This window comes from Propionicimonas sp., assembly GCF_034927565.1.
Classification (GTDB): Bacteria; Actinomycetota; Actinomycetes; order Propionibacteriales; family Propionibacteriaceae; genus Propionicimonas.
Genome location: NZ_JAYFPT010000044.1, coordinates 14,583 through 34,948 on the forward strand (window position 1 = coordinate 14,583; position 20,366 = coordinate 34,948).

Consider the following 20,366-nt stretch of genomic DNA (forward strand, 5'->3'; position numbering starts at 1 on the left):
CATGCCGCCGTGGTCGCGGTGCGCCCATGGGCACTATTCCCAACTGACCCACCTGGGTGGTTTCTCTGGTCGGGCGACGGCTCAGTGGCCCTCGCCGACCAGCTTCAGCCCGATCACGCAGCCCACCAGGCCGGCGATCAGCAGCAGTTTCACCACCGAGACCGGCTCGCTGCCGGTCACCATGGCGACGATCACGGTCAGGGCCGCGCCAATCCCCACCCACACCGCGTAGGCGGTGCCGGTCGGGATGTCCCGCATGGCGATGGCGAGCCCGATCATGCTGGCCACGACACCGACGCCGAAGACGATGGACGGGACGAGCTTGCTGAACCCCTCCGACCTCCCCAGAGCGGTCGCCCAGACCGCCTCGAGGGCACCGGAGAGGATGAGAATGAACCAGGACATGTGGGATCTCCCCTGGCAAGTCTTGTCGCGCGCCGGGTACTTGACCATCGTCCGGGAGCCGTTCAGGCTCTGCCGCCGAGCATAGCAAAACCGGCCGGGCAAGCCGGAATCGCCGCTGAGCGATGCGGCTGCGGTGGTTCGCAGGGCCTGGTTTGATGGACCCGTCGAACCAGGAGTCACCTTCCGTCCCGCGTCCCGCGGCCTGTGGCGGAGGATTCCACGCGCTGCCGGCCGAGCTCCCGGCCGGCAGCGCGACTCACGTCGACCTCCCGGGTGGGGACAGCAGAACCGTCCCCACCGGTTCGGGCGCCGACCGGCTCAGGCCAGCCGGGCGTCCAGCGTGATCTCGATGCCGGCGAGGGCCTGGCTCACCGGGCAGCCGGTCTTGGCGCCCTCCGCGAGCTGGGCGAAGGTCTCGGCGTCCAGGCCGGGCACCACGGCCTCGACCTCGAGGTGGCTGCCGGTGATGCCGGTGCCGGGGACGAAGCTCACCTTCGCCGTGGTGGTGAGGCTGGTCGGCGGCGTGCCGTTCTGGGCGAGCGCGTTGGAGAACGCCATCGAGTAGCAGGAGGAGTGTGCTGCCGCGATCAGCTCCTCGGGCGTGGTGACCGAAGAGGAGCCCTCGGAGCGGGCCTTCCAGTTCACGTCGAAACTGCCGATGCCGGAACTGTCGAAACCGACGGTGCCGGAACCCTCGAAGAGGCTGCCCGACCAGCTGGTGTGTGCGGTACTGGTGACGCTCATGTCGTGTCCTTCGGTGAGGGTGCGGGACGGCGGTTGCCGTCTGTTTGATCAGCCTAACCGTGCGGGCCAGAAATAAGTACAATGCATGTTGTGAAAAACAACCGCGAGGACGCAGCAGACCTCGACACCAGCCAGTTGCCAATGGCCGCCCGACCGATCGAGGATGTTCCCGGCCACTGGCTGCTGGCCCGCCTGGGCAAGCGTGTGCTGCGTCCGGGTGGTCGCGAGCTGACCCTTCAGATGCTCGACGCTGTCCCGCTCGCCGGCCTGGACGTGGTCGAACTCGCGCCCGGCCTGGGCCTGACTGCCCGGGAGATCCTCGCCAGCAGTCCACGCAGCTACACCGCCGTGGACGAGAGTCCCGAGGCCGCCGCGCTGGTGCGGCGGGCGATCGGCGAGGCCGGACGGGTGGTCGACGGCGACGCCGCCCATACCGGACTGCCGGCGGCGAGCGCGGACGCCGTGATCGGCGAGGCCCTGCTCACCATGCAGACCGACCGTGGCAAGACAGCGATCATCGACGAGGCAGTCCGGGTGTTGCGCCCGGGCGGCTACTACGCGATCCACGAGCTCGGCCTGCAGCCAGACGAACTCGACGACCACGCCAAGACGGCGATTCGCCAGGATCTCGCCCGGGCGATCAAGGTCAATGCCCGGCCGCTCACCATGGCCGAGTGGCGGGCGGCGCTCGCCGGCCACGGCCTTGAGGTCGAGTTCACCGCCACCGCTCCGATGGCCCTGCTCGACCTCCGCCGCAACCTGGCTGACGAGGGCGTCCGCGGCGTGCTGCGGATCGCCGGCAACCTGGTGCGCAACCCGGCGGCCCGCCGGCGCGTGCTCACCATGCGCACCGTCTTCCGCCGTCACCGGCAGGCCCTGGTGGCCGTCACCCTGGTCGCCCGCCGTCCCGCACTTCCCACCGATTCCACAGCCAAGGAGCCAGCATGACCGATGTCCCCTTCACCGCCATCCCCGACCTTGCCGGGCTGATCGAGGTTCAGACCGAGGCGACCGTCTCCCGCACCGCCTTCCGGGCGCCGGGGGTGCGGGTGGTGCTGTTCGGTTTCGATGCCGGCCAGGAACTCACCGAGCACACTGCCGCGATGCCGGTCCTGCTGCAGGTGCTGTCGGGACGGCTGTCGATCACCGCCGACGGCCGTACCGAGGAGCTCCTCCCCGGCGGCCTGATGCACCTCGACACCCGGGTGCCGCACTCGGTCTGGGCGCACGAGCCGTCGAAGCTCGCCCTCACCATGCTTGATCCCCGCTGAGCCGGGGCGGGGAGGGCCGTCGGCGTCTAGACGGTCGTGGCCGGGTGGGTGCGCGCCGCACCTGTCACCAGCCGCAGTCGGTGCTCACCCGTCGGCTGAACCAGTGATCAGCCGACCAGTTCCAGATCCACCGCCTGGACGATCCCGAGTTGGTCGAGCCGGCGGGGGGTGTTCCCTGGCTCGGCGTCGTGGAGCTCGAAGGTCGCCGCGTCGAGCACCAGGATGAGCGTGCTGACGCTCTGCTCGGGGCCGGTCTGCCCGGTCTGGCAGTCGTCACAGGAGAACGCGCCGTGCAGTTGCACGACCCAGACCTCGCCGTCCCCGGCTGGTTGCCCGGGTGCCTGGTCGACCGTGAACCCCAGGAACTCCTGCGCCTTCTGCCAGGTGGTCAGCACGGCCTCGCCGGTCACCGGGATGCCGAACCGGGTGCCCTGGTCGTGGACCGCCCGGGTGAAGGAGAGGTTCCCGGTGCTGCCGTCAGGATCGAGGGTGAGGACGGTTCCGAGCTCCGGCAGCGGACGGGTGACATCGCCCAGCTCGTACCAGATCTGGTGGAGTCCATCCGCGGTCAGCGCCATCGTCAGTGTGCTGACGCTGCGTTCGGGCCCCTGCTGTGTGGTCTGGCAGGTGTCGCAGCTGAACTCCCCGGTGACCTCCACCAGCCAGACGGCAGTGTCGCCAGCAGTCGGCTGGTCGCCGGAGGCCGGCAGGAACTCCTGTGCCTTCACCCAGGTGGTCGACACGGCGCTCGCCGTGGCCGGGACGCCGAACTGGGTGGCGTTGTGGTGGACGGCGTCGGTCAGCTCTGCCAGGCCGGCCGGGGCGGCAGAGGGAGTCGGCTTCGGGACGTCGGGCGCGCTGGGGCCCGTTGCCAGCGGGGCGGGCGTGGCCGGAGTCCCGGGGCTGAACTGGTCGGCAACCAGCACGCCGCCGGTGGCGAGCCCGACCACCACGATCAAGGTAGCGGCGGAGGCCAGCCTGGAGCGCCGGGTGGCGGCCCGGGCGAGGGCGGCGTCGACATCCGGGGCGGCGACGGCGGCCGGCTGCCAGGCCTGTCCGTCCTCGCGGAGCAGTTCGTCACGATCGTTCATCGGTAGTCATCCCCCAACTGGGTGCGGAGTCGTCCCCGGGCGCGGGACAGATGCGATTTCACGGTGCCCTCCGGGCAGTGCATGACGACTGCCATGTCGGAGACTCCGAGCCCGAGGTAGTAGTGCAGATCGATCGCCAGCGCCTGTTTGGCAGGCAGCCGGTCGATGGCCCGGCGCAGATCGAGCCGGACCTCGAGGCCGGGCGCCTCGGTAGCGGTGCGGGCGAGCTCGGCCGGGGTGCGTCCTGCCTCCGGATCGGCCCACGGACGCGAGAGCATCCGTCCGGCCCGGCGCCAGGCCTTGGAGCGCTGGTCGGCGGTGATCGCCAGCAGCCAGTTCCGGGCGGTCCCCCGGGCCGGGTCGAACTGGGCACGTTTGCGCCAGGCGACGGCGAGCGCGTCGGCGAGGATGTCGTCGGCGTCAGGGGAGTAGCGTGCGGCCAGCCGGGCCATCGCCTGCCAGTGCGGCTCCACCCAGCGGCTGAACCCGTCCGGGGTGCCAAGGTCGTCCGCGGAGGGTGACCCGGTGGAGTCGTCGGCGTGCTCCATGGCTTCATCCAAGCCCGCTCCGGGGCGGCAGTCAGCGATTTGGTCGAACTTCGCTCGCGTTCCGGTGCGAAGACCGGACGGCGTTCGGACGGGGGGCTGGTCGTTGCCGTCGTCGTTGTCGGTACAGGCCGGATGGCACTGGCTGGCCGTGCTGGACTGCCGGACGGCACCGGGCGTCCAGCCCGACGGCGGGCCTGGATCCGTGGTCAGCCGGTTCGGCGGCCTTCCGGGTGAGGTCTTCATGCCCCTGTCTAGCCGGAGCGGCCGGATCTGGTTGCAGCCGGGCCGGGAATTCCGGAGAACCCGCGGCCCGGGACGGCCTTGACCAGGGCCACCAGCACCGGAACTGGCCCCGAAATGTCCCCGTACGGGGGACTGCGCACCGACGATGCCGTCCCTACACTCGGTTGCGGGGTATTACCTGCATATCGTCTGAGGGGGCGGCGCGGGGGTAGTCGGGGGACGACGAACCGCGTAGTGCAGCTTGAGTGGGCGCGACGTGATGTCGCGCCCACTCTGCGTTGTGGCTCTTTCCGGGTATGCACCCTCGACCGCGGGGTGCCGGCATCGGCACCCCGCGGCGCGTTCCGGATCGCGCGGGACGCCGGAACCGTCCCCTGTCCCGCAGAATCGAGTGGGACGCCGGAACCGTCCCCTGTCCCACAGAATCGAGTGGGACACCGGAACCGTCCCCTGTCCCACACCTGTCCCACCTGGGACGCCGGACCCTTCCCGCTGGCGAGCTTGGGCGACGGCCGGGATCGTGGGAGATTGGAGCCATGTCCACCCAGCTTCCCGTCCTCGAGGTGGCGAACGCGCAGTTCGTGACCGACCGGCTTGCGGTCGGCGGCGACCTGGCACCGGAGTTCTCCCTGGCCCGGCGGCAGTTGCAGGAGCTGGTCGCCGCCGGAATCACCCACATCGCCGACCTGCGCGACGAGTGGAGCGACGAGGCGCTGGTGGCCGTCTGGGCTCCCCAGATCCGCTACCTCAACCATGGCGTCGAGGACGCCGGCCAGACCATTCCGCCGGACTGGTTCGAGGAGCTCAACAGCTGGGTCAGTGACGCGCTGGCCGACCCGGACGCCAAGGTGCTGGTGCACTGCCACATGGGTGTGAACCGAGGCCCGTCCGCGCTGCTGGCGGTGATGCTCGCGCAGGGCTGGAAGTTGCGGGACGCGCTGACCGCGATCCGCACCGCGCGGCCGATCGCCGTGATCGACTACGCCGACGACGCCCTGGCCTGGCACCTCGACCGGGCGGGGGCCAGCGCCCAGGCCAGGGCCGGTGCCACCCGTTCACTGAAGTCCTGGCGGGAGGCCAACCACCTCGACCTGCATCAGGTGATCCGGCAGATCCGGCAGGCCGAGGGCTCGGGGTCGATCTGGGCGGTCGCCCTGGACCCGCAGACGGCGCTGGCGCTGGCCGAGGTCATCGCCAACCATCCCCGTCCCACGGTCGGGCTGGGGATGGACCACGAGCCGGACGAGTTGGCGATCCGCGACGAACTGGTGCTGGTCGACCCGGACGGCTCCGTTCTCGGGTTCGGCATGGTGGCCGGTCCACCGCAGCCGGTCCCGGACGGCGGCGCCCTCGCCCTGCCGGTGCTGGTGCTGGAGTTCGACGTCGACCCGTTGCTGACCGCGGACATGATGAAGGTCATCTCGCCCGAGGGGCTCGGGCTGGGCGGGCCCAATCCGGCCCGGCTCACCGAGTCGGCGGTGCGCACCCTGAATCTCGCGCTCCGCCTGTTGGCCAGCGCCCTCGAGAGCGACTAGGGCAGGCCTCCTCATCCCCCAGGGGGCTTGCCGTGCGTCGCCCGGTGGGCACCTCGCCCCGGTGTCTCCGGCGACGATGCACCCACAGTCTGAGTAGGGCGGAACCACCGTTCCCTGGCACTACCAGCAGGACCGGCCGGGCCGTCCTCGGCCTGAGGAGGGGGGACCACAGTTCCCTGGCATCGCGGTTCCTGAAACGGACATCCGGGCGGGGCTTTGTGCAGGTTTTCTGCGATCTTCCACAAAGTGGACACGTCCGGGACCGTCCCTGCTTACGATGATTCAGGCTCGTGCCGTCAGCGCCGCCGGCACGAGCCGCCCTTCCGTGGGCCCGACATCCCGCCCGTGACAAGCACATTGGCCCTCGGTGGTGTCCGCCGGGCAGGAACCTCCACGGCCGGATCGCCCGCCCGTCGGCCGGTCGCCGGCCGGACTGCCCTGGCTTCGGCCCACCAGGTGGCTAGGTTGGAGACGCAGGAGGTGCAATGGCGCTGATCGACGTCGTGGAGGCCGAGGAAACCGGCCCGGAGTCGCGGCCCGCCAACGCGGCGGGGCTGGGGGCTTCGCCCACGTCCGCGGACCTCCCGGCCCGCGGCGGACCGGTCTTCCACCTGAAAGGTGCCGGGATCAGCTACCTCTTCCGGGTGACCCGGTACGGCCACCTGGAGCATGTCTGGTTCGGGGCGTCGGTCGATCTGGGTGACCGCCCGGACGAGTCTGTCGAGACGCTCGCGGTCAAGCAGCCGGCGGACGGGGACGGGGTGAAGTATCACCGGGACGATCCCGGCTACAACCTCGACCGCCTGCCACGGGAGTATGCCGGACTGGGCAAGGGCGACTACCGCCTGCCCGGAGTCGAGACCACCATGCCGGACGGCAGCTTCGTCACCGACTTCCGCTACGCCGGCCATACCCTGCATGACGGTGTCGTGCCGCCGCAGGACGGGCTGCCGTCCGCACTGGCCGCCGACCGGCCCTGCCAGACCCTGCAGGTCGATCTTGCCGACGCCGAGGTGGCGTTGACTCTCTACTACACGATCTTCTCCGACGCCGACACCGTCACCCGCCGGGCCGTACTGACCAACCACAGCGCCACGCCACTGCGGCTGCGCCGGCTGATGAGCCAGCTCGTTGACCTGCCTGACCGGGGCTTCGACCTGGTCACCTTCGATGGCGCCTGGATCGCCGAGGCGCACAAGCATGTCCGTCCGCTGGCACCGGGCATCTACGTCAACTCCTCGACCACCGGATTCAGCTCCAACCGGCACAACCCGGGGGTGCTGCTCGCCCGCCGCGGCGTCGGCGAGGACCACGGCGAGGTCTACGGCTTCAACCTGATCTACTCCGGGAACCACTACACAGCCGTCGAACTCAGCCAGCGCGACCTGGTGCGGGTGTCCTCGGGGATCAACCCGCTCGGCTTCGAGTGGACGCTCGAACCAGGCGGCAGGTTCGAGACTCCCGAGGCCGTCCTTTCCTGGAGTGACAAGGGGTTCAACGGGCTGTCGGCCAACCTGCACGCGTTCGTCGGCAGGCACATCGTCCGCGGCGAGTGGATGGACGCTGAGCGTCCCGTCCTGGTGAACAACTGGGAGGGCACCTACTTCGACTTCAGCCACCGCCGGCTGGTCGAGATGGCGCGCAGCGGCAAGAAACTGGGCGCCGAACTCTTCGTCCTGGACGACGGCTGGTTCGGCAGGCGGGAGGACGACCACGCCGGCCTCGGCGACTACTGGGTCAACCGCCGCAAGCTGCCCCACGGGCTCGACGGGCTGGCCCGGGAGATCACCGGGCTGGGGCTGGGTTTCGGGATCTGGCTGGAACCGGAGATGGTCAACCGCGACTCCGACCTGTACCGCGAGCACCCCGACTGGGCGATCGCCGTGCCCGGCCGGACGCCGAGCGAGGGACGATTCCAGCTGGTCCTCGACCTGACCCGCCCCGAGGTGCGCGACTACATCGTCAGCCAGGTCGGGGCGCTCCTGGACCAGGTGCCGATCAGCTTCGTGAAGTGGGACTGTAACCGGAACATCTCCGACCAGTTCTCGGCGGTCACGCCGGCGGGCGAGCTTCCGCACCGCTACATCCTCGGGCTCTACGAGGTGCTGCGGCGGATCTTCGATCCGCGGCCGGGCGTCCTGCTGGAGTCCTGCGCGTCGGGCGGCAACCGGTTCGACCTGGGGATGATGTGTTTCTCACCGCAGGTGTGGGCCTCCGACTGCACCGATCCGGTGGAACGGCTGCAGATCCAGCTGGGACTGTCCTACCTCTATCCACAGTCGACCATCGGTGCCCACGTGACGGCGTCCCCCTCCGCCCAGACGCTGCGGCACACCCCGCTGTTCACCCGGTTCAACGTGGCGGCCCTCGGCCTGCTCGGCTACGAACTGGACACCACCGATCTCACCCGCTCCCAGCGCCGGCAGATTCGCGAGCAGATCGCCTTCTACAAGCAGCATCGCCGCCTGTTGCAGTACGGACGGCTGCGCCGCCACGACCCCGTCCGGGACAACCAGGTGACGGTGTCGGTGCACGAACCCGGCGGTGAACCACGGATCGTCGGCCACTACCAGGTCGGCTCCCGGGCGGCATCGGCCCCCGAGCCGCTGCCGATCCCCGGCCTCGACCCGCATCGTCGCTACCGGGTGCGCGCGCTGTCGCAGCAGGTGCCGCTGAAGTCACTCGGCAGCCTGGTGAACCACGTGCTGCCGGTACGGCTCTCGGGCCATGGCCTGCCGCTCACCGTCCTGGACTGGTTCCGTTCGGTGCCCGACCGCGAGCAGGAGTACCTGGGCACCGGCTCGGCTCTGGCCTGGACGCAACTCGTCCCGCTGTTCGACGGCCAGGACACCACTGCGCGGTTGGTCGGCGACTGGGGCTCGGCGCTCTATCTGGTCGAGGCCCTCTGACCTCGTCAGAACCTGGGACACCGGCTGTTCCCCCATCCCGCGGCGGCCGCATGCTCCGCGCGCGGGCTCACAGGTGGGGCGGCCGGTCTCGTCCGGGCTGGTGCCGGGCGCAAGCTGTGGCGGAGATTCCGTCCTCGGGTTTGCGATAACACCGTGCGGTCGAAGCGCTGGTGCCGGGCGCAAGCTGTGATGGAGGTTCCGTCCTCGGGATTGTGGCAGCACTTTGTGGCCGGAGCGGCCGCGGGCGGCGTGGCCCCTCCCCTCCGGGCAGAAGGGCACAAGCTGTGGCGGGGATTCCGTCTTCGGGATCGCAACCACATCCTGCGGCCGCAGCAGCTGGGAGCGGCCGGGGCCGGAGACAAGCTGTGGCGGAGATTCCGTCTTCGGGATTGTCGCAGCATCTTGTGGCCGGAGGGGCCGGAGGGGCCGGAGTAGCGGGAGGCGGCGTGGCCGGTCTCTTCTGGGCGGTGCCGGGCACAAGCTGTGGCGGGGGTTCCGTCTTCGGGTTTGCGACAACACCGTGTGGCCGGAGCGGCCGGTGCCGGGGGTCGGGAGTGGACGAGAACAGTTCTCGGGCACGGGATCTGGGACCGATTTCAGCGCGGGCCGATTGGCGGGTTACAGTTCTCCCGTGTCTACCGCTGCACCTCGTTCCGTCCGTCTGCTCTGCGCAGCTACGGCGATGATGTGCATGCGAATGTGCTGCTGCTGACCAGCTGACAGCGCGTTCCCGGCCCCTGATGGCCGCAAACCCTTTCTTCGCTGCCCGTCCGTCGTGATCGACGCAGGCCGGGTGCGCGCCGTCAACAGCCCACCACCACCCGGCCCGACTGCGCGCTGACCAGCGCGAACGTCGTCGGGCCACGTCCTGACGAGAGTGACTGATGATCACGGTGACCGACCTGAAGAAGGTCTACTACCAGGCCAAACGCGAGATCCGGGCGCTGGACGGAGTGACGCTCAGCGTGGCGTCCGACACAGTGCACGGCATCATCGGACAGTCCGGCGCCGGCAAGTCGACGCTGGTGCGCTGCCTCGCCCTGCTCGACCGCCCGACCTCGGGGTCGGTGGAGATCAACGGCGTGGAACTCACCGCCGTCCATGCCGCCGAACTGCGCCGGGCCCGCCGGCGGCTGGGGGTGGTCTTCCAGCAGGCCAACCTGTTCGACTCCCGTACCATCGCCGGCAACGTCGCCTACCCGCTCGAACTGGCCCGGGTCCCGGCGGCCGAGCGGGCGGCGAAGGCGGCCGAACTGCTGCGACTGGTCGGCCTGGGCGACGCCGGGGACGCCTACCCGTCCCAACTCTCGGGCGGGCAACGGCAGCGGGTGGGCATCGCCCGGGCGCTGGCCACCGATCCCGACGTGCTGCTCTGCGACGAACCCACCAGTGCCCTCGACCCGGCCACCACGAACGAGATCCTCGACCTGATCGGCACGATCAAGGCGCGGCTCGGGCTGGCGGTGCTGGTGATCACCCACGAGATGCACGTCGTGAAGCGGATCTGCGATGCAGTGTCGCTGCTCGACCAGGGACGGGTGCTGGAGTCCGGCACGCTGGTGGAGACCGTCGGACGGTTCGGCAGCCGACTCAGCGACGCCCTGCTCGCGCTCCCGCCGCACGACCCCGCCGAGACTGCCGGCGGCAGCCTGGTCGAGGTGCTCTACACCACCAGCCCCGACACGCCGCCGAAGCTGACCGCCGCCGAACGCCACTTCGGGATCGACCTCCCGGTGGTTGCCGGCACCATCGAGCACCTGGCCGGCACCACCTTCCACCGTGCGCGGGTGCGGGTCCCGTCCGGGACCGACCCCGTCCAGGTGGTCGGCTTCCTCACCGAGGTTGGCGCCTCCGCGTCCCTGTCCGGACAGGAGACCGTTCGATGAGCGAGTTCTTCGCCGCGCTGGTCAGCAATCCCGCGATCACCAATGCGCTGTGGCCGGCCTTTCTCGAGACGGTGGTGATGGTGGGCATCTCCGGCCTGGCCACCGTCCTGGTCGGCCTGCCGCTCGGGGTGGTGCTGTTCATCACCCAGCCGGGCGGGCTGGCCGAGAGCCGGGTGGTCAACGCTGTCCTCGGTGCGGTGATCGTCAACATCACCCGGTCGATTCCCTACGCCATCCTGATGCTGACCCTGATCCCGGTCACCCGGATCCTGGTGGGCACGTCGATCGGCCCGATCGGGGCCTCGGTGTCGCTGTCCATCGCCGCCATCCCGTTCTTCGCCCGGCTGGTCGAGACCGGGCTGCGGGAGGTGCACCCCGGCAAGCTGGACGCGGCCCACGCCATGGGCTCGACCCGGCTGCAGACGGTCTGGAAGGTGCTGCTGCCCGAGTCGCTGCCCTCGCTGGTGGCCAGTATCACCACCACGGTGGTCACCCTGATCGGCTACTCGGCGATGGCCGGCCTGATCGGCGGTGGCGGCCTGGGCCGGCTCGCCTACAACTACGGCTACCAGCGCTACCAGGGCGAGGTGATGGTCGTCATCCTGATCGTCCTGGTGCTGCTGGTGCAGCTCGTGCAGTGGACGGGGGATCGCCTTGTCCGGCGCGTCGACCACCGCTGAGCTCCAGACGGCACCGACAGAAGCCCTCCGCCGCTGCCCGGCCGCCCGTTGGGGCGGTCTGACCGGCGGGCGAGTGTCCGTCGGCTATCCCAGGGCGGCGGTCACCGTCCCCACCAGCACCTACGGGTGCCCCGAACTCCCCGCCGCGGGCGGGGGAGGGCCGGCTCCGGCCGGTCAGTACACCACCAATCCGGGCCACGGCCCACAACTGTGAAGGAGCACCATCATGGGAACCCTCAGCAAGCGACTGTCAGCGATCACCGTCGGCCTCGCGGCCGCGATGATGCTGACTGCTTGCGCGGCGAACCCGGCCAGCACGCCCGCACCCGAGCAGGGCGCCGGGGCCCAGGACGCCTCCCCGGCCGCTGAGCTCACCGTGGTGAAGGTGGGCGCGAGCCCCGTCCCGCACTCCAGGATCCTGGAGTACGTCAAGGAGAACCTGGCACCGGCGGCCGGGATCGACCTGGAGATCACCCAGTTCGACGACTACGTGCTGCCCAACGAGGCGCTGGCCTCGGGCGAGATCGACGCCAACTACTTCCAGCACGTCCCGTACCTGGAGCGTGAGATCGCCGACAAGGGCTACAAGTTCGAGCACGGTGCAGGTATCCACATCGAGCCGTACGCCGCATTCTCGAAGAAGTACACCTCCTTCTCCGAGGTGCCGGACGGTGCCACGATCGCCATCACCAACGATGCCGCCAACCAGATCCGCGGCCTGCGGCTGCTGCAGGAGGCCGGGCAGTTGAAGGGCATCACCGACGACAGCACCGTGGTCAGTCTGACCGCCGAACAGAACCCGCGCGGCTTCAAGTTCATCGAGAACCAGCCCGAGGTGATCGTCCAGCAGATCGATGACCCGGCCGTCGACGTGGCCTTCGTCAACGGCAACTTCATCCTGAGTGCCGGGCTCAACACCGATGATGCGATCGCCGTGGAGAAGGTCGAGGGCAACCCGAACGCCAACGTCCTGGTCTGGCGGACGGACAACACCAACCCCGGGGTGGCCAAGCTGGAGGAACTGCTGCACAGCAAGGAGGTCGCCGACTTCATCCGGCAGACCTGGCCCTCGGGCGACGTCCTGCCGGGTGAGTGAGGCCCGCCGGAGCGTGACCGGTCCGGGTGGTTCGACGAGGGACGACTGCGTCGAACCACCCGGACCATCGGTCCACGGTGGAGCCGGGTCAGGTGAGGGACTTTCCCCGTGGAATGGCTCACCCCGAAGCGCCGCGAGACCGAGTGCCTGGCAGGCGGGGAACTTTCGCTCAGACAGGGACGGCCGGAGGACGCTCGGCTGAACCCCGCGGGACGTAGTGCACCGGCAACTCCACGTGGTGGGTGATGCCGGTCGGGTCGTCCAGCCGGTCCAGCGCCAGGCGGGCGGCGGCGTGACCCATCGCCACCGGGTCGTGGGCGATCACCGAGATGTTGAAGATGTCGGCCATCTCGAAGTCGTCGAAACCGATCAGCGCGACATCGGCCTTCCGCAGGCGCGTCACCCGGACCGCCCCCACGGTGGCACGGTTGTTGCCGCCGATCAGGGCGGTGGGAGGTTCGGAGCTGTCGAGCAGGTGATCCACCAGGTTGTCCAGCGGCACCCCCGGGTCGTCGGTGGCGCGCACCAGGCGGTCGTCGGCCGGCAGGCCGGCTTCAGCCAGTGCCTGCCGGTAACCCTCCAGCCGTTCGGCCTGGGTGTAGACGTTCACCGGGTTGCAGACATAGCCGATCCGCCGGTGGCCGTGGTCGAGCAGGGCCTTGGTGGCCAGGTAGGCGCCCTCCCGGTTGGCCAGCACCACCGAGTCGGCCAGCAGGTTGCGGGCCGGGGCGTCGATCGCCACGATCGCGGTGCCCAGCCGGCGCTCGCCCTCCAAGTAGGAGTGGTCGTCGCCGAGGGGGACGAACAACACCGCACCGACGCGCTGGGCGACCAGGGTGTCGATCACCTGCTGCTCGCGCCGGGCGTCGTCGCTGGAGGCCAGCACCATGGTGAAGCCGTGCTGGGCGCACTCCCGTTCGATGCCGGCGGCGACCTGGATGTAGAACGGGTTGACGAACTCGGACGTGACGAAGGCCACGGTCTGGCTGACGCCCCCGCGGCGCAGATCGCGGGCCAGCAGGTTGGGACGGAAGTTCAACCGCTCGGCCGCCGCCCTGACCTTCGCCGCGGTCTGGGGGGAGACGGTGTCGGGGTCGGCGTAGACCCGCGAGACGGTCTTCGCGCTGACACCGGCGAGCCGGGCCACGTCGGCCAACGTCGGCCGGGGCTGCACAGCAGGCATCTTTCCTCCAGAATCGCGGCCGAGCGTAGCAGAATTTCCATGACATCGTGAGACATACGCGGAGACCTCCATCGTGTTCAAATCGTGACCTTTCATAAAAGTCCTTGCCAACAAGCCTTTTATGGATTCAACAGGCTGGGCGAGTGCTTGACATCGTTGACATGCTCCGGTGGGCCGACCTAATGTGCTCAGAGCAGCGTGGCTTGCCCTGCTGCGCAGTATTACGTACGGGAGCGGGAGGGTCGCGACGATGCCCAGTCACGCTCCTGCGACGCAGGAGGACTACATGGACGATCAGCCGGGCGTTGCGCGCGCCGACGACGCAGCGGATGGCAGGAGCCCGATCATCCTGGAGATGATCGGTATCACGAAGGAGTTTCCGGGAGTTCGCGCGCTGGACAACGTCACCATGACCGTCAAACGTGGCGAGATCCACGCGATCTGCGGTGAGAACGGTGCCGGCAAGTCCACGCTGATGAAGGTGCTCTCCGGAGTGCACCCGGCGGGGACCTACGAGGGCCGGATCGTCTACAACGGCGAGGAGATGCAGTTCAACGGCATCAGGTCGTCCGAGCACGTCGGCATCGTGATCATCCACCAGGAACTCGCGCTGATCCCCGAGCTGTCGGTGACCGAGAACATCTTCCTCGGCAACGAGGTCGCCAATCACGGTGTGATCGACTGGGTGAAGGCCGGGCGGCTGGCCGCCGGGCTGCTGGAGCGGGTCGGCCTTGAGGTCGATCCCCAGACCCCGATCAAGAACCTCGGCGTCGGCCAGCAGCAGTTGGTCGAGATCGCCAAGGCACTGTCGAAGGACGTCCAGCTGCTGATCCTGGACGAGCCCACCTCGGCGCTGAACGAGGAGGATTCGGAGAACCTGCTGAACATCCTGCGGCAGCTCAAGGCCAACGGCCTGACCTCGATCATGATCTCCCACAAGCTGAACGAGATCGCCGAGATCGCCGACTCGATCACCATCATCCGCGACGGCAGGACGATCGAGTCCCTGGACGTCAGCGAGGGGGATGTCGACGAGGACCGGATCATTCGCGGCATGGTCGGCCGGGCCCTCGAGTCCCGCTTCCCCGAGCACACCTCCACCATCGGTGAGAAGTTCTTCGAGGTTCGCGACTGGACGGTCGAGCATCCCCAGGTGCCCGGACGGCTGGTCTGCAAGCATTCGAACTTCTACGTTCGCCGCGGCGAGATCGTCGGCTTCGCCGGCCTGATGGGCGCTGGACGGACCGAGCTGGCCCGCTCGATCTTCGGCCGCACCTACGGCACCTACCAGGGCGGCCAGATCCTGATCGACGGCGAGGAGGTCACGATCCCGAGCGTGTCCTCGGCGATCGCGCACGGTATCGCCTACGTCCCCGAAGACCGCAAGGTGCTCGGCCTGAACCTGCTCGACACCGTCAAGGACACAGTGGTCTCGGCAGGGATCAAGCGGATCTCCAAGCGGACCGTGATCGACCCCGACGCGGAGGTGCGGGCGGCCGAGGAGTACCGCAAGGCGATGAACATCAAGGCCTCGTCGATCCGGGTCGGCGTGAACACCCTGTCGGGTGGGAACCAGCAGAAGGTGGTGCTGGCGAAGTGGATGTTCACCGAGCCGTCGCTGGCGATCCTCGATGAGCCCACCCGTGGTATCGACGTGGGCGCCAAGTACGAGATCTACGGGCTGATCAACCGGCTGGCCGACCAGGGCAAGGGTGTGGTCATGATCTCGTCGGAACTGCCCGAACTGCTGGGCGTCTGCGACCGGATCTACACAGTCTTCGAGGGTCGGATCACAGGAGAGATGGACGCGAAGGACGCCACCCAGGAATCCCTGATGCGTCTGATGACCGACACCTCACACCAGCCCGTCTCCACTGTCCAGAACTAGCCAGGAAACCACGACGATGACCGCAACGAACGCAACTGTCACTGAACCGGGCCAGACTGAGCCCGCCAAGGGTTCCGCCCGAGGACTGGCCGACGGGGTCAGACAGCTCCTGGGGAGCAACCTGCGCCAGTACGGCATGCTGGGCGCACTGATCCTGTTGGCGCTGTTCTTCCAGATCGCCAGCGGCGGCAAGATGCTCACGCCGTCAAACGCGCAGAACATCCTCAACGGCAACTCCTACGTGCTCATTCTGGCGATCGGCATGTTGTTCGTGATCATCACCGGCCAGATCGACCTGTCGGTCGGCTCGGTCGCGGCGGTGGTCGGGATCTGTACCGCACTCTCCATCAACTTCTGGAACTTCCCGTGGTGGGCAGGCGTCTTGTTCGGCCTGTTCGTCGGCATCCTGATCGGTGCGTGGCAGGGCTCCTGGCTGGCCTTCGTCGGAGTACCCGGCTTCATCACGACGCTGGCCGGCATGATGCTGTTCCGTGGTCTCTACCAGTACGTCGGCAAGGCCTCCTCGAACCCGGCGCCGGACGAGATTCGCTTCATCGGTGGCGGCTACCTGCCTGAGTGGGGCCCCAACACCGGTTTGAACAACTCCACGCTGCTGCTCGGTGTGGTCGCCTTCGCGATCGTCGTCCTGCTGGAGTTCCGCCGTCGCGCCCGGGTGGCGAAGGCCGGCGGCACCGCAGCCCCGCTGTGGGCAACCGTCCTGCGGCTTGTGGTGATCGGTGTCGCACTGGGCTACCTGACCTGGTTGTTCGGTAGCGGGCGTCCCGGCACGTCGTTCCCGGTGACAGGCCTGATCCTGGTCGTCCTGGGGCTGATCTACAACTTCATCGCCAACCGCACCACGATCGGCCGCGGGGTGTACGCGGTCGGTGGCAACAAGGCTGCGGCCGCCCTGACCGGCGTCAGCGTGAAGCGGGTCTACTTCCTTGCGATGACCAACATGGCTTTCCTGTCGGCGGTAGCGGGCATCATGTTCTTCGGACGCTCGACCTCGACCGGCCCCTCCGACGGTGTCGGCTGGGAGCTGGACGCCATCGCTGCTGTGTTCATCGGCGGCGCGGCGGTCTCCGGCGGCATCGGCACTGTCACCGGCTCCCTGATCGGTGGTCTGGTGATGGCGGTGCTGAACAACGGCCTGTACCTGATGGGCGTCGGCTCCGACATGACCCAGATGATCAAGGGCTTCGTCCTGCTGGTCGCCGTCGCGTTCGACCTGTACAGCAAGTCGCAGGGCAAACCGTCCATCATCGGCGCCTTCACCCGCGGGCTGAGTCCCAAGAACGTCGAACGCGAGCTGCAGGGCAGCGCCGTTCAGACCGGCGATGCCGGCAACGCCATCTGGGCACTGGTCGGCTTCCTGGTGTTCCCGGTCGGCATCGTGTTGTGGGCACTGTGGAACAAGACCCAGCCGAACAATGCCAAGCAGGCTCGCAACGGTGTCATCGCAGCGCTGGTCATCGGTGCTTTCGTCGGGGTGATCGCGATGTTCGTCGCGCTCGCCCAGACCACCGGACTGCTGAGCTGATTTCCCCCTGTCGTTATCCGATTCACCAACCACAAAGAAGGTAGACACATGAAGAAGATCGCAACCGCGATTATCGCTCTGGGTGCCTCCGCTGGGCTGCTGCTGAGCGGCTGCAGTAGCAGCGAACGCACACCGACGAGCGCAGCTCCGGAACCCGGCGCCTCGTCCGCGAGCCAGGCCCCGGCCCCCAGCGAGACCGCCCTGCCGGACAACATGATCCAGCTCGGTTCCGGCTTCGACGCCGGTGCCAAGATCGGCATCTCGCTGCCGCAGAAGACCTCCGAGAACTGGGTGCTCGCCGAGGGCCTGTTCACCGACCAGTTGAAGGCTGCCGGCTTCGATCCGATCGTGCAGTTCGCCAACGGTGGCGCTCCCGAGCAGCAGAACCAGATCTCGGCCATGGTCGAGCAGGGCGTCAAGCTCCTGGTCGTCGGTGCCGTCGACGGTTCCCAGCTGGGCAGCCAGCTGGAGGCCGCCAAGGCAGCCGGCATCCCGGTGATCGCCTACGACCGGCTGCTGACCAACACCGATGCCGTCGACCTGTACATGGCCTACGACAACTTCCAGGTGGGCGTGCTGCAGGGCACCGCGCTGCTGGAGGGGCTGGAGAAGTCCGGCAAGGCCTCCCCGTGGAACATCGAGCTGATCTCCGGTTCGCCGGACGACGCGAACTCCAAGCCGTTCTTCGAGGGTGGCATGAGCGTGCTGCAGCCGAAGATCGACGACGGCACCCTGAAGGTGCTCTCGGGTCAGGTGTCCCAGCAGCAGACCGCGACCGCGGGCTGGAAGGCTGAGAATGCCCAGAAGCGGATGGACGCCATCCTGTCGGCGAACTACCAGGGCGATGTCTCCCTGGACGGCGTGCTCTCCCCGAACGACACGCTTGCCCGGGCTGCGCTGACCGCTGTGAAGTCGGCTGGCAAGGCCAACCCGGTGATCACCGGTCAGGACTCCGAGGTCGAGTCGGTCAAGCTGGTCTTCGAGGGTACCCAGTACTCCACCATCGACAAGGACACCAAGACCTTCGTGACCAAGGTCGTGGAGTACATCGGCCAGATCCAGAAGGGCGAGCCGGTCGAGGTCAATGACACCAAGTCCTACGACAACGGTGTGAAGGTCGTCCCGGCCTACCTGCTGACCCCGGTCATCGTGACCAAGGACAACGTCTGCACCCAGTACGCGCCCGACACCGCTGCGGGGAAGGCTGCCGCCGAGGTCTGCGGCAAGTAGTTCGCAGCACGTAGTTCCCTCTTACCGGTGGGTGCGCCGCCCGGCGGCGCCCCCACCGCTCCTTGTTCTCCCGGCTTCAGAAAGGGACGCACGCGCGATGGCTGTGCTCGCGATCGACTCCGGCCAGACCGCCATCAAGGTGGCACTCGGCGATCAGACGTTCAGCTTCCCGGGGGTGCGTACCAACGTCAGTCTGCTGCCGCAGTTGGCTGACGTGGTCAGCCAGGTGGTGGCGCGCACCGGTACTGGAGCCGACGAGTTGGCGATCGGCACCACGGGCCTGACCGCCGCCGAGAACGACCCCGACGAACTGCTGCGGTTGTGCGCACCCCACGGGCTGCGCCGGGTGTTGCTCGCCCACGACTCAGTGACGTCCTTCCTGGGGGCGGTCGGGAACCGCCGCGGCGTGGTCTGCGCTGCCGGGACGGGGGTGATCACCTTTGGTGTCGGCGCCCACGATGTCGCCCGGGTGGACGGCTGGGGGCACATCATCGGCGACGCCGGCTCCGGCTTCTGGATCGGCCGTGAGGCGCTCAACGCGGTGCTCCGTGCGCATGACGGACGCGGGCCTGCCACCGCGCTGACCGAAGCGGTGCAGCGCCGGTTCCCCGATCTCGAGGATGCCTACATCGAGTTGCAGACCGATCCCGACCAGGTGCGGGTGGTGGCCTCCTTTGCCCGGGTGGTGGGCGAACTCGCCCCCGGCGACGTCGTGGCCGCCGCGATCTGCGAGCGTGCCGGCGAACAGTTGGCGCACTCCTGCGTCACTGCTGCCGAGCGGATCGGCGAGACGGACAATCCGCTGATCTGCTTGGTCGGCGGCGTCTTCACCAGCGAGCACGTCCGGGCTGCCTGCGTGGCGGCGCTGCGCCGCCGCTGGCCCGGCTTTGCTGCCTACCCTGCCCAGGGCGACGGCCTGGCCGGCGCTCGCGCGCTGCCGTCCGTCCCGGACGATCATCCGCTCGCCAGCCTGATCGCTCGCTCCGGGGCACCGGCTGTGCGTTGAGCCTCGGGAGTGGCTCGACAGAACCCGTCCCTGGTGACCCCGCCCGGAAGGACGCGCCAGCACGGGGCTGGGCCCAGGCTCTGTGGCCCGAAGCCGGCCCCACCGAGGTGCGCAACTACCGCTCCTGGTAGGTCAGGCTGCCGTCCTCGTTGACAGTCAAGCGCCAGTCAACGCAGGCGGGCTTGTCCACCCGACCCACCAGGTCGCCGTCGGTGGTCTCCACGACAATCCCCGTTCCGCGGCAGTCTCGAACCGGCAGTGAGTTGGTCCCGCCGTCCCGCGAGACTTGAATCACTGCTGGATGCTCCACACCATCCAGATGCACCTGAACATCAACGCTCAGGTTGTTCTCGAAGACCACTTCCGGCTTGCCCGCGTCGAACACGCATCCAGCAAGAAGGACAAGAGCAACCGCCGATCCGGCTACCGCACCAGGAACGTACATCGTGTGACCTCATCTCTTCCAGGTGTCACCACCGTCAGGCGTAGGCGGCGGCCAGCCGCGGCTTGGACTTCCCCTTCAGCTGGGCCAGGATGCCGGCGGTCAGCACGGCGAAGAAGAGCAGGAACCAGGGCAACCCGACGGTGAGCAGGGACGGCAGGGTGTCCCAGGTGAGCGCGGTGACGTCCACCGCCCCGAGCAGGCCGAGCAGGCCGACCACGACGGCGGCGGCACCGACCACCGAGGTGACCACCACCAGCAGCACCTTGGGCAGCCTGCTGGCCAGGGCGACGATCGCCAGCACGAGCGCGCTGAAACCGCCGCAGATCAGCACCTGTGTGCCGGCGAACCCGAACATCGGGGCGACGGCCACGCCGATGCTGTACCCGATCGCCCCGACGGAGATCAGCACGCCGGTGGTGTAGAAGGCGAAGGCCAAGGTGGCCAGCAGCAGTCCGATCAGGATCGCGGCCCCCCAGTAGATGACCGTCCGGAACTCCGGCCCCAGGTCGAGATAGGTACTCACGTAGCCGCCCAGGCGCCAGCCGGCGAAACCGCCGATGATGGTCAGGATCCAGCGCATCGAGACGTAGCCGAAGAAGCACAGCACGAGCCCGGCGGCGATCACGACAGCGGGAACCAACACCTCGGGAGACATGACCTGAT

At 68.5% G+C, this 20,366-nt stretch carries 18 protein-coding genes and 1 riboswitch; of the genes, 11 read left to right on the top strand and 7 right to left on the bottom strand.

The features are described from left to right. Positions 1–81 precede the first annotated feature (81 nt). Together VB080_RS08955 and VB080_RS08960 are read right to left on the bottom strand one after the other, a co-directional pair. Entirely contained in the window at positions 82–405 is a 324-nt protein-coding gene (locus VB080_RS08955) for a multidrug efflux SMR transporter (protein WP_323418099.1), read from the bottom strand. Between the two features lie 11 nt (positions 406–416). Continuing rightward, positions 417–478: riboswitch (guanidine-III (ykkC-III) riboswitch) on the bottom strand. A gap of 245 nt (positions 479–723) precedes the next feature. Continuing rightward, positions 724–1,149 carry an OsmC family peroxiredoxin gene (locus VB080_RS08960; protein ID WP_323418100.1) on the bottom strand — a complete coding sequence of 142 codons (426 nt, stop codon included), beginning with the start codon at positions 1,147–1,149 and terminating at the stop codon, positions 724–726. Between the two features lie 90 nt (positions 1,150–1,239). On the opposite strand from VB080_RS08960, the gene VB080_RS08965 reads away from it, so the two are divergent. Then, on the top strand, positions 1,240–2,097 hold the full coding sequence (locus VB080_RS08965) for a class I SAM-dependent methyltransferase (protein ID WP_323418101.1): 858 nt from the start codon (positions 1,240–1,242) through the stop codon (positions 2,095–2,097). Then, a complete protein-coding gene (locus tag VB080_RS08970) occupies positions 2,094–2,420 on the top strand; it encodes a cupin domain-containing protein (protein WP_323418102.1) in 327 nt (108 codons plus the stop codon). The genes VB080_RS08965 and VB080_RS08970 overlap by 4 nt, the downstream gene beginning before the upstream one ends. A 107-nt stretch (positions 2,421–2,527) precedes the next feature. On the opposite strand, the gene VB080_RS08975 is transcribed toward VB080_RS08970, so the two are convergent. Together VB080_RS08975 and VB080_RS08980 are read right to left on the bottom strand one after the other, a co-directional pair. Then, the gene (locus tag VB080_RS08975) at positions 2,528–3,511 is read right to left on the bottom strand and encodes a hypothetical protein (protein WP_323418103.1); all 984 of its coding nucleotides are present in this window, start codon (positions 3,509–3,511) and stop codon (positions 2,528–2,530) included. Beyond that, positions 3,508–4,071, bottom strand: a complete 564-nt coding sequence (locus VB080_RS08980) for an RNA polymerase sigma factor (RefSeq protein WP_323418104.1) — start codon at positions 4,069–4,071, stop codon at positions 3,508–3,510. The genes VB080_RS08975 and VB080_RS08980 overlap by 4 nt, the downstream gene beginning before the upstream one ends. A gap of 767 nt (positions 4,072–4,838) precedes the next feature. On the opposite strand from VB080_RS08980, the gene VB080_RS08985 reads away from it, so the two are divergent. From VB080_RS08985 to VB080_RS09005, 5 genes are all read left to right on the top strand, one after another. Beyond that, positions 4,839–5,837, top strand: coding sequence for a dual specificity protein phosphatase (locus tag VB080_RS08985; RefSeq protein ID WP_323418105.1), 999 nt, complete (start codon positions 4,839–4,841; stop codon positions 5,835–5,837). 485 nt (positions 5,838–6,322) lie between these two features. Further along, entirely contained in the window at positions 6,323–8,746 is a 2,424-nt protein-coding gene (locus tag VB080_RS08990) for an alpha-galactosidase (protein WP_323418106.1), read from the top strand. An 884-nt stretch (positions 8,747–9,630) separates the two neighbouring features. After that, positions 9,631–10,632, top strand: a complete 1,002-nt coding sequence (locus tag VB080_RS08995; RefSeq protein ID WP_323418107.1) for a methionine ABC transporter ATP-binding protein — start codon at positions 9,631–9,633, stop codon at positions 10,630–10,632. Further along, a complete protein-coding gene (locus VB080_RS09000; protein ID WP_323418108.1) occupies positions 10,629–11,312 on the top strand; it encodes a methionine ABC transporter permease in 684 nt (227 codons plus the stop codon). Before VB080_RS08995 ends, VB080_RS09000 begins: the two co-directional genes overlap by 4 nt. A 226-nt stretch (positions 11,313–11,538) precedes the next feature. Beyond that, complete coding sequence (locus VB080_RS09005; RefSeq protein WP_323418109.1) at positions 11,539–12,408, top strand: MetQ/NlpA family ABC transporter substrate-binding protein; 870 nt, start codon at positions 11,539–11,541, stop codon at positions 12,406–12,408. Between the two features lie 169 nt (positions 12,409–12,577). Here the strand turns inward: VB080_RS09005 and VB080_RS09010 are convergent, their stop codons facing one another. After that, complete coding sequence (locus tag VB080_RS09010; RefSeq protein WP_323418110.1) at positions 12,578–13,591, bottom strand: LacI family DNA-binding transcriptional regulator; 1,014 nt, start codon at positions 13,589–13,591, stop codon at positions 12,578–12,580. A gap of 286 nt (positions 13,592–13,877) precedes the next feature. Here VB080_RS09010 and mmsA point away from each other — a divergent pair, with 286 nt between their 5' ends. The 4 genes from mmsA (at position 13,878) to VB080_RS09030 (ending at position 19,258) form a co-directional block, all read left to right on the top strand. Then, the gene (gene mmsA, locus VB080_RS09015; RefSeq protein ID WP_323418111.1) at positions 13,878–15,479 is read left to right on the top strand and encodes a multiple monosaccharide ABC transporter ATP-binding protein; all 1,602 of its coding nucleotides are present in this window, start codon (positions 13,878–13,880) and stop codon (positions 15,477–15,479) included. Positions 15,480–15,495: 16 nt separating this feature from the next. Next, positions 15,496–17,022 carry an ABC transporter permease subunit gene (locus VB080_RS09020; protein WP_323418112.1) on the top strand — a complete coding sequence of 509 codons (1,527 nt, stop codon included), beginning with the start codon at positions 15,496–15,498 and terminating at the stop codon, positions 17,020–17,022. Between the two features lie 48 nt (positions 17,023–17,070). Then, positions 17,071–18,252 (top strand): sugar-binding protein, encoded by a 1,182-nt coding sequence (locus tag VB080_RS09025; protein ID WP_323418113.1) that lies wholly within the window; start codon positions 17,071–17,073, stop codon positions 18,250–18,252. A gap of 97 nt (positions 18,253–18,349) precedes the next feature. Then, on the top strand, positions 18,350–19,258 hold the full coding sequence (locus VB080_RS09030) for an N-acetylglucosamine kinase (RefSeq protein WP_323418114.1): 909 nt from the start codon (positions 18,350–18,352) through the stop codon (positions 19,256–19,258). Positions 19,259–19,373: 115 nt separating this feature from the next. Here the strand turns inward: VB080_RS09030 and VB080_RS09035 are convergent, their stop codons facing one another. Both VB080_RS09035 and VB080_RS09040 read right to left on the bottom strand, forming a co-directional pair. Further along, positions 19,374–19,703, bottom strand: coding sequence for a hypothetical protein (locus VB080_RS09035; RefSeq protein WP_323418115.1), 330 nt, complete (start codon positions 19,701–19,703; stop codon positions 19,374–19,376). Between the two features lie 34 nt (positions 19,704–19,737). After that, complete coding sequence (locus tag VB080_RS09040; RefSeq protein WP_323418116.1) at positions 19,738–20,358, bottom strand: DUF4203 domain-containing protein; 621 nt, start codon at positions 20,356–20,358, stop codon at positions 19,738–19,740. Positions 20,359–20,366: the final 8 nt, after the last annotated feature.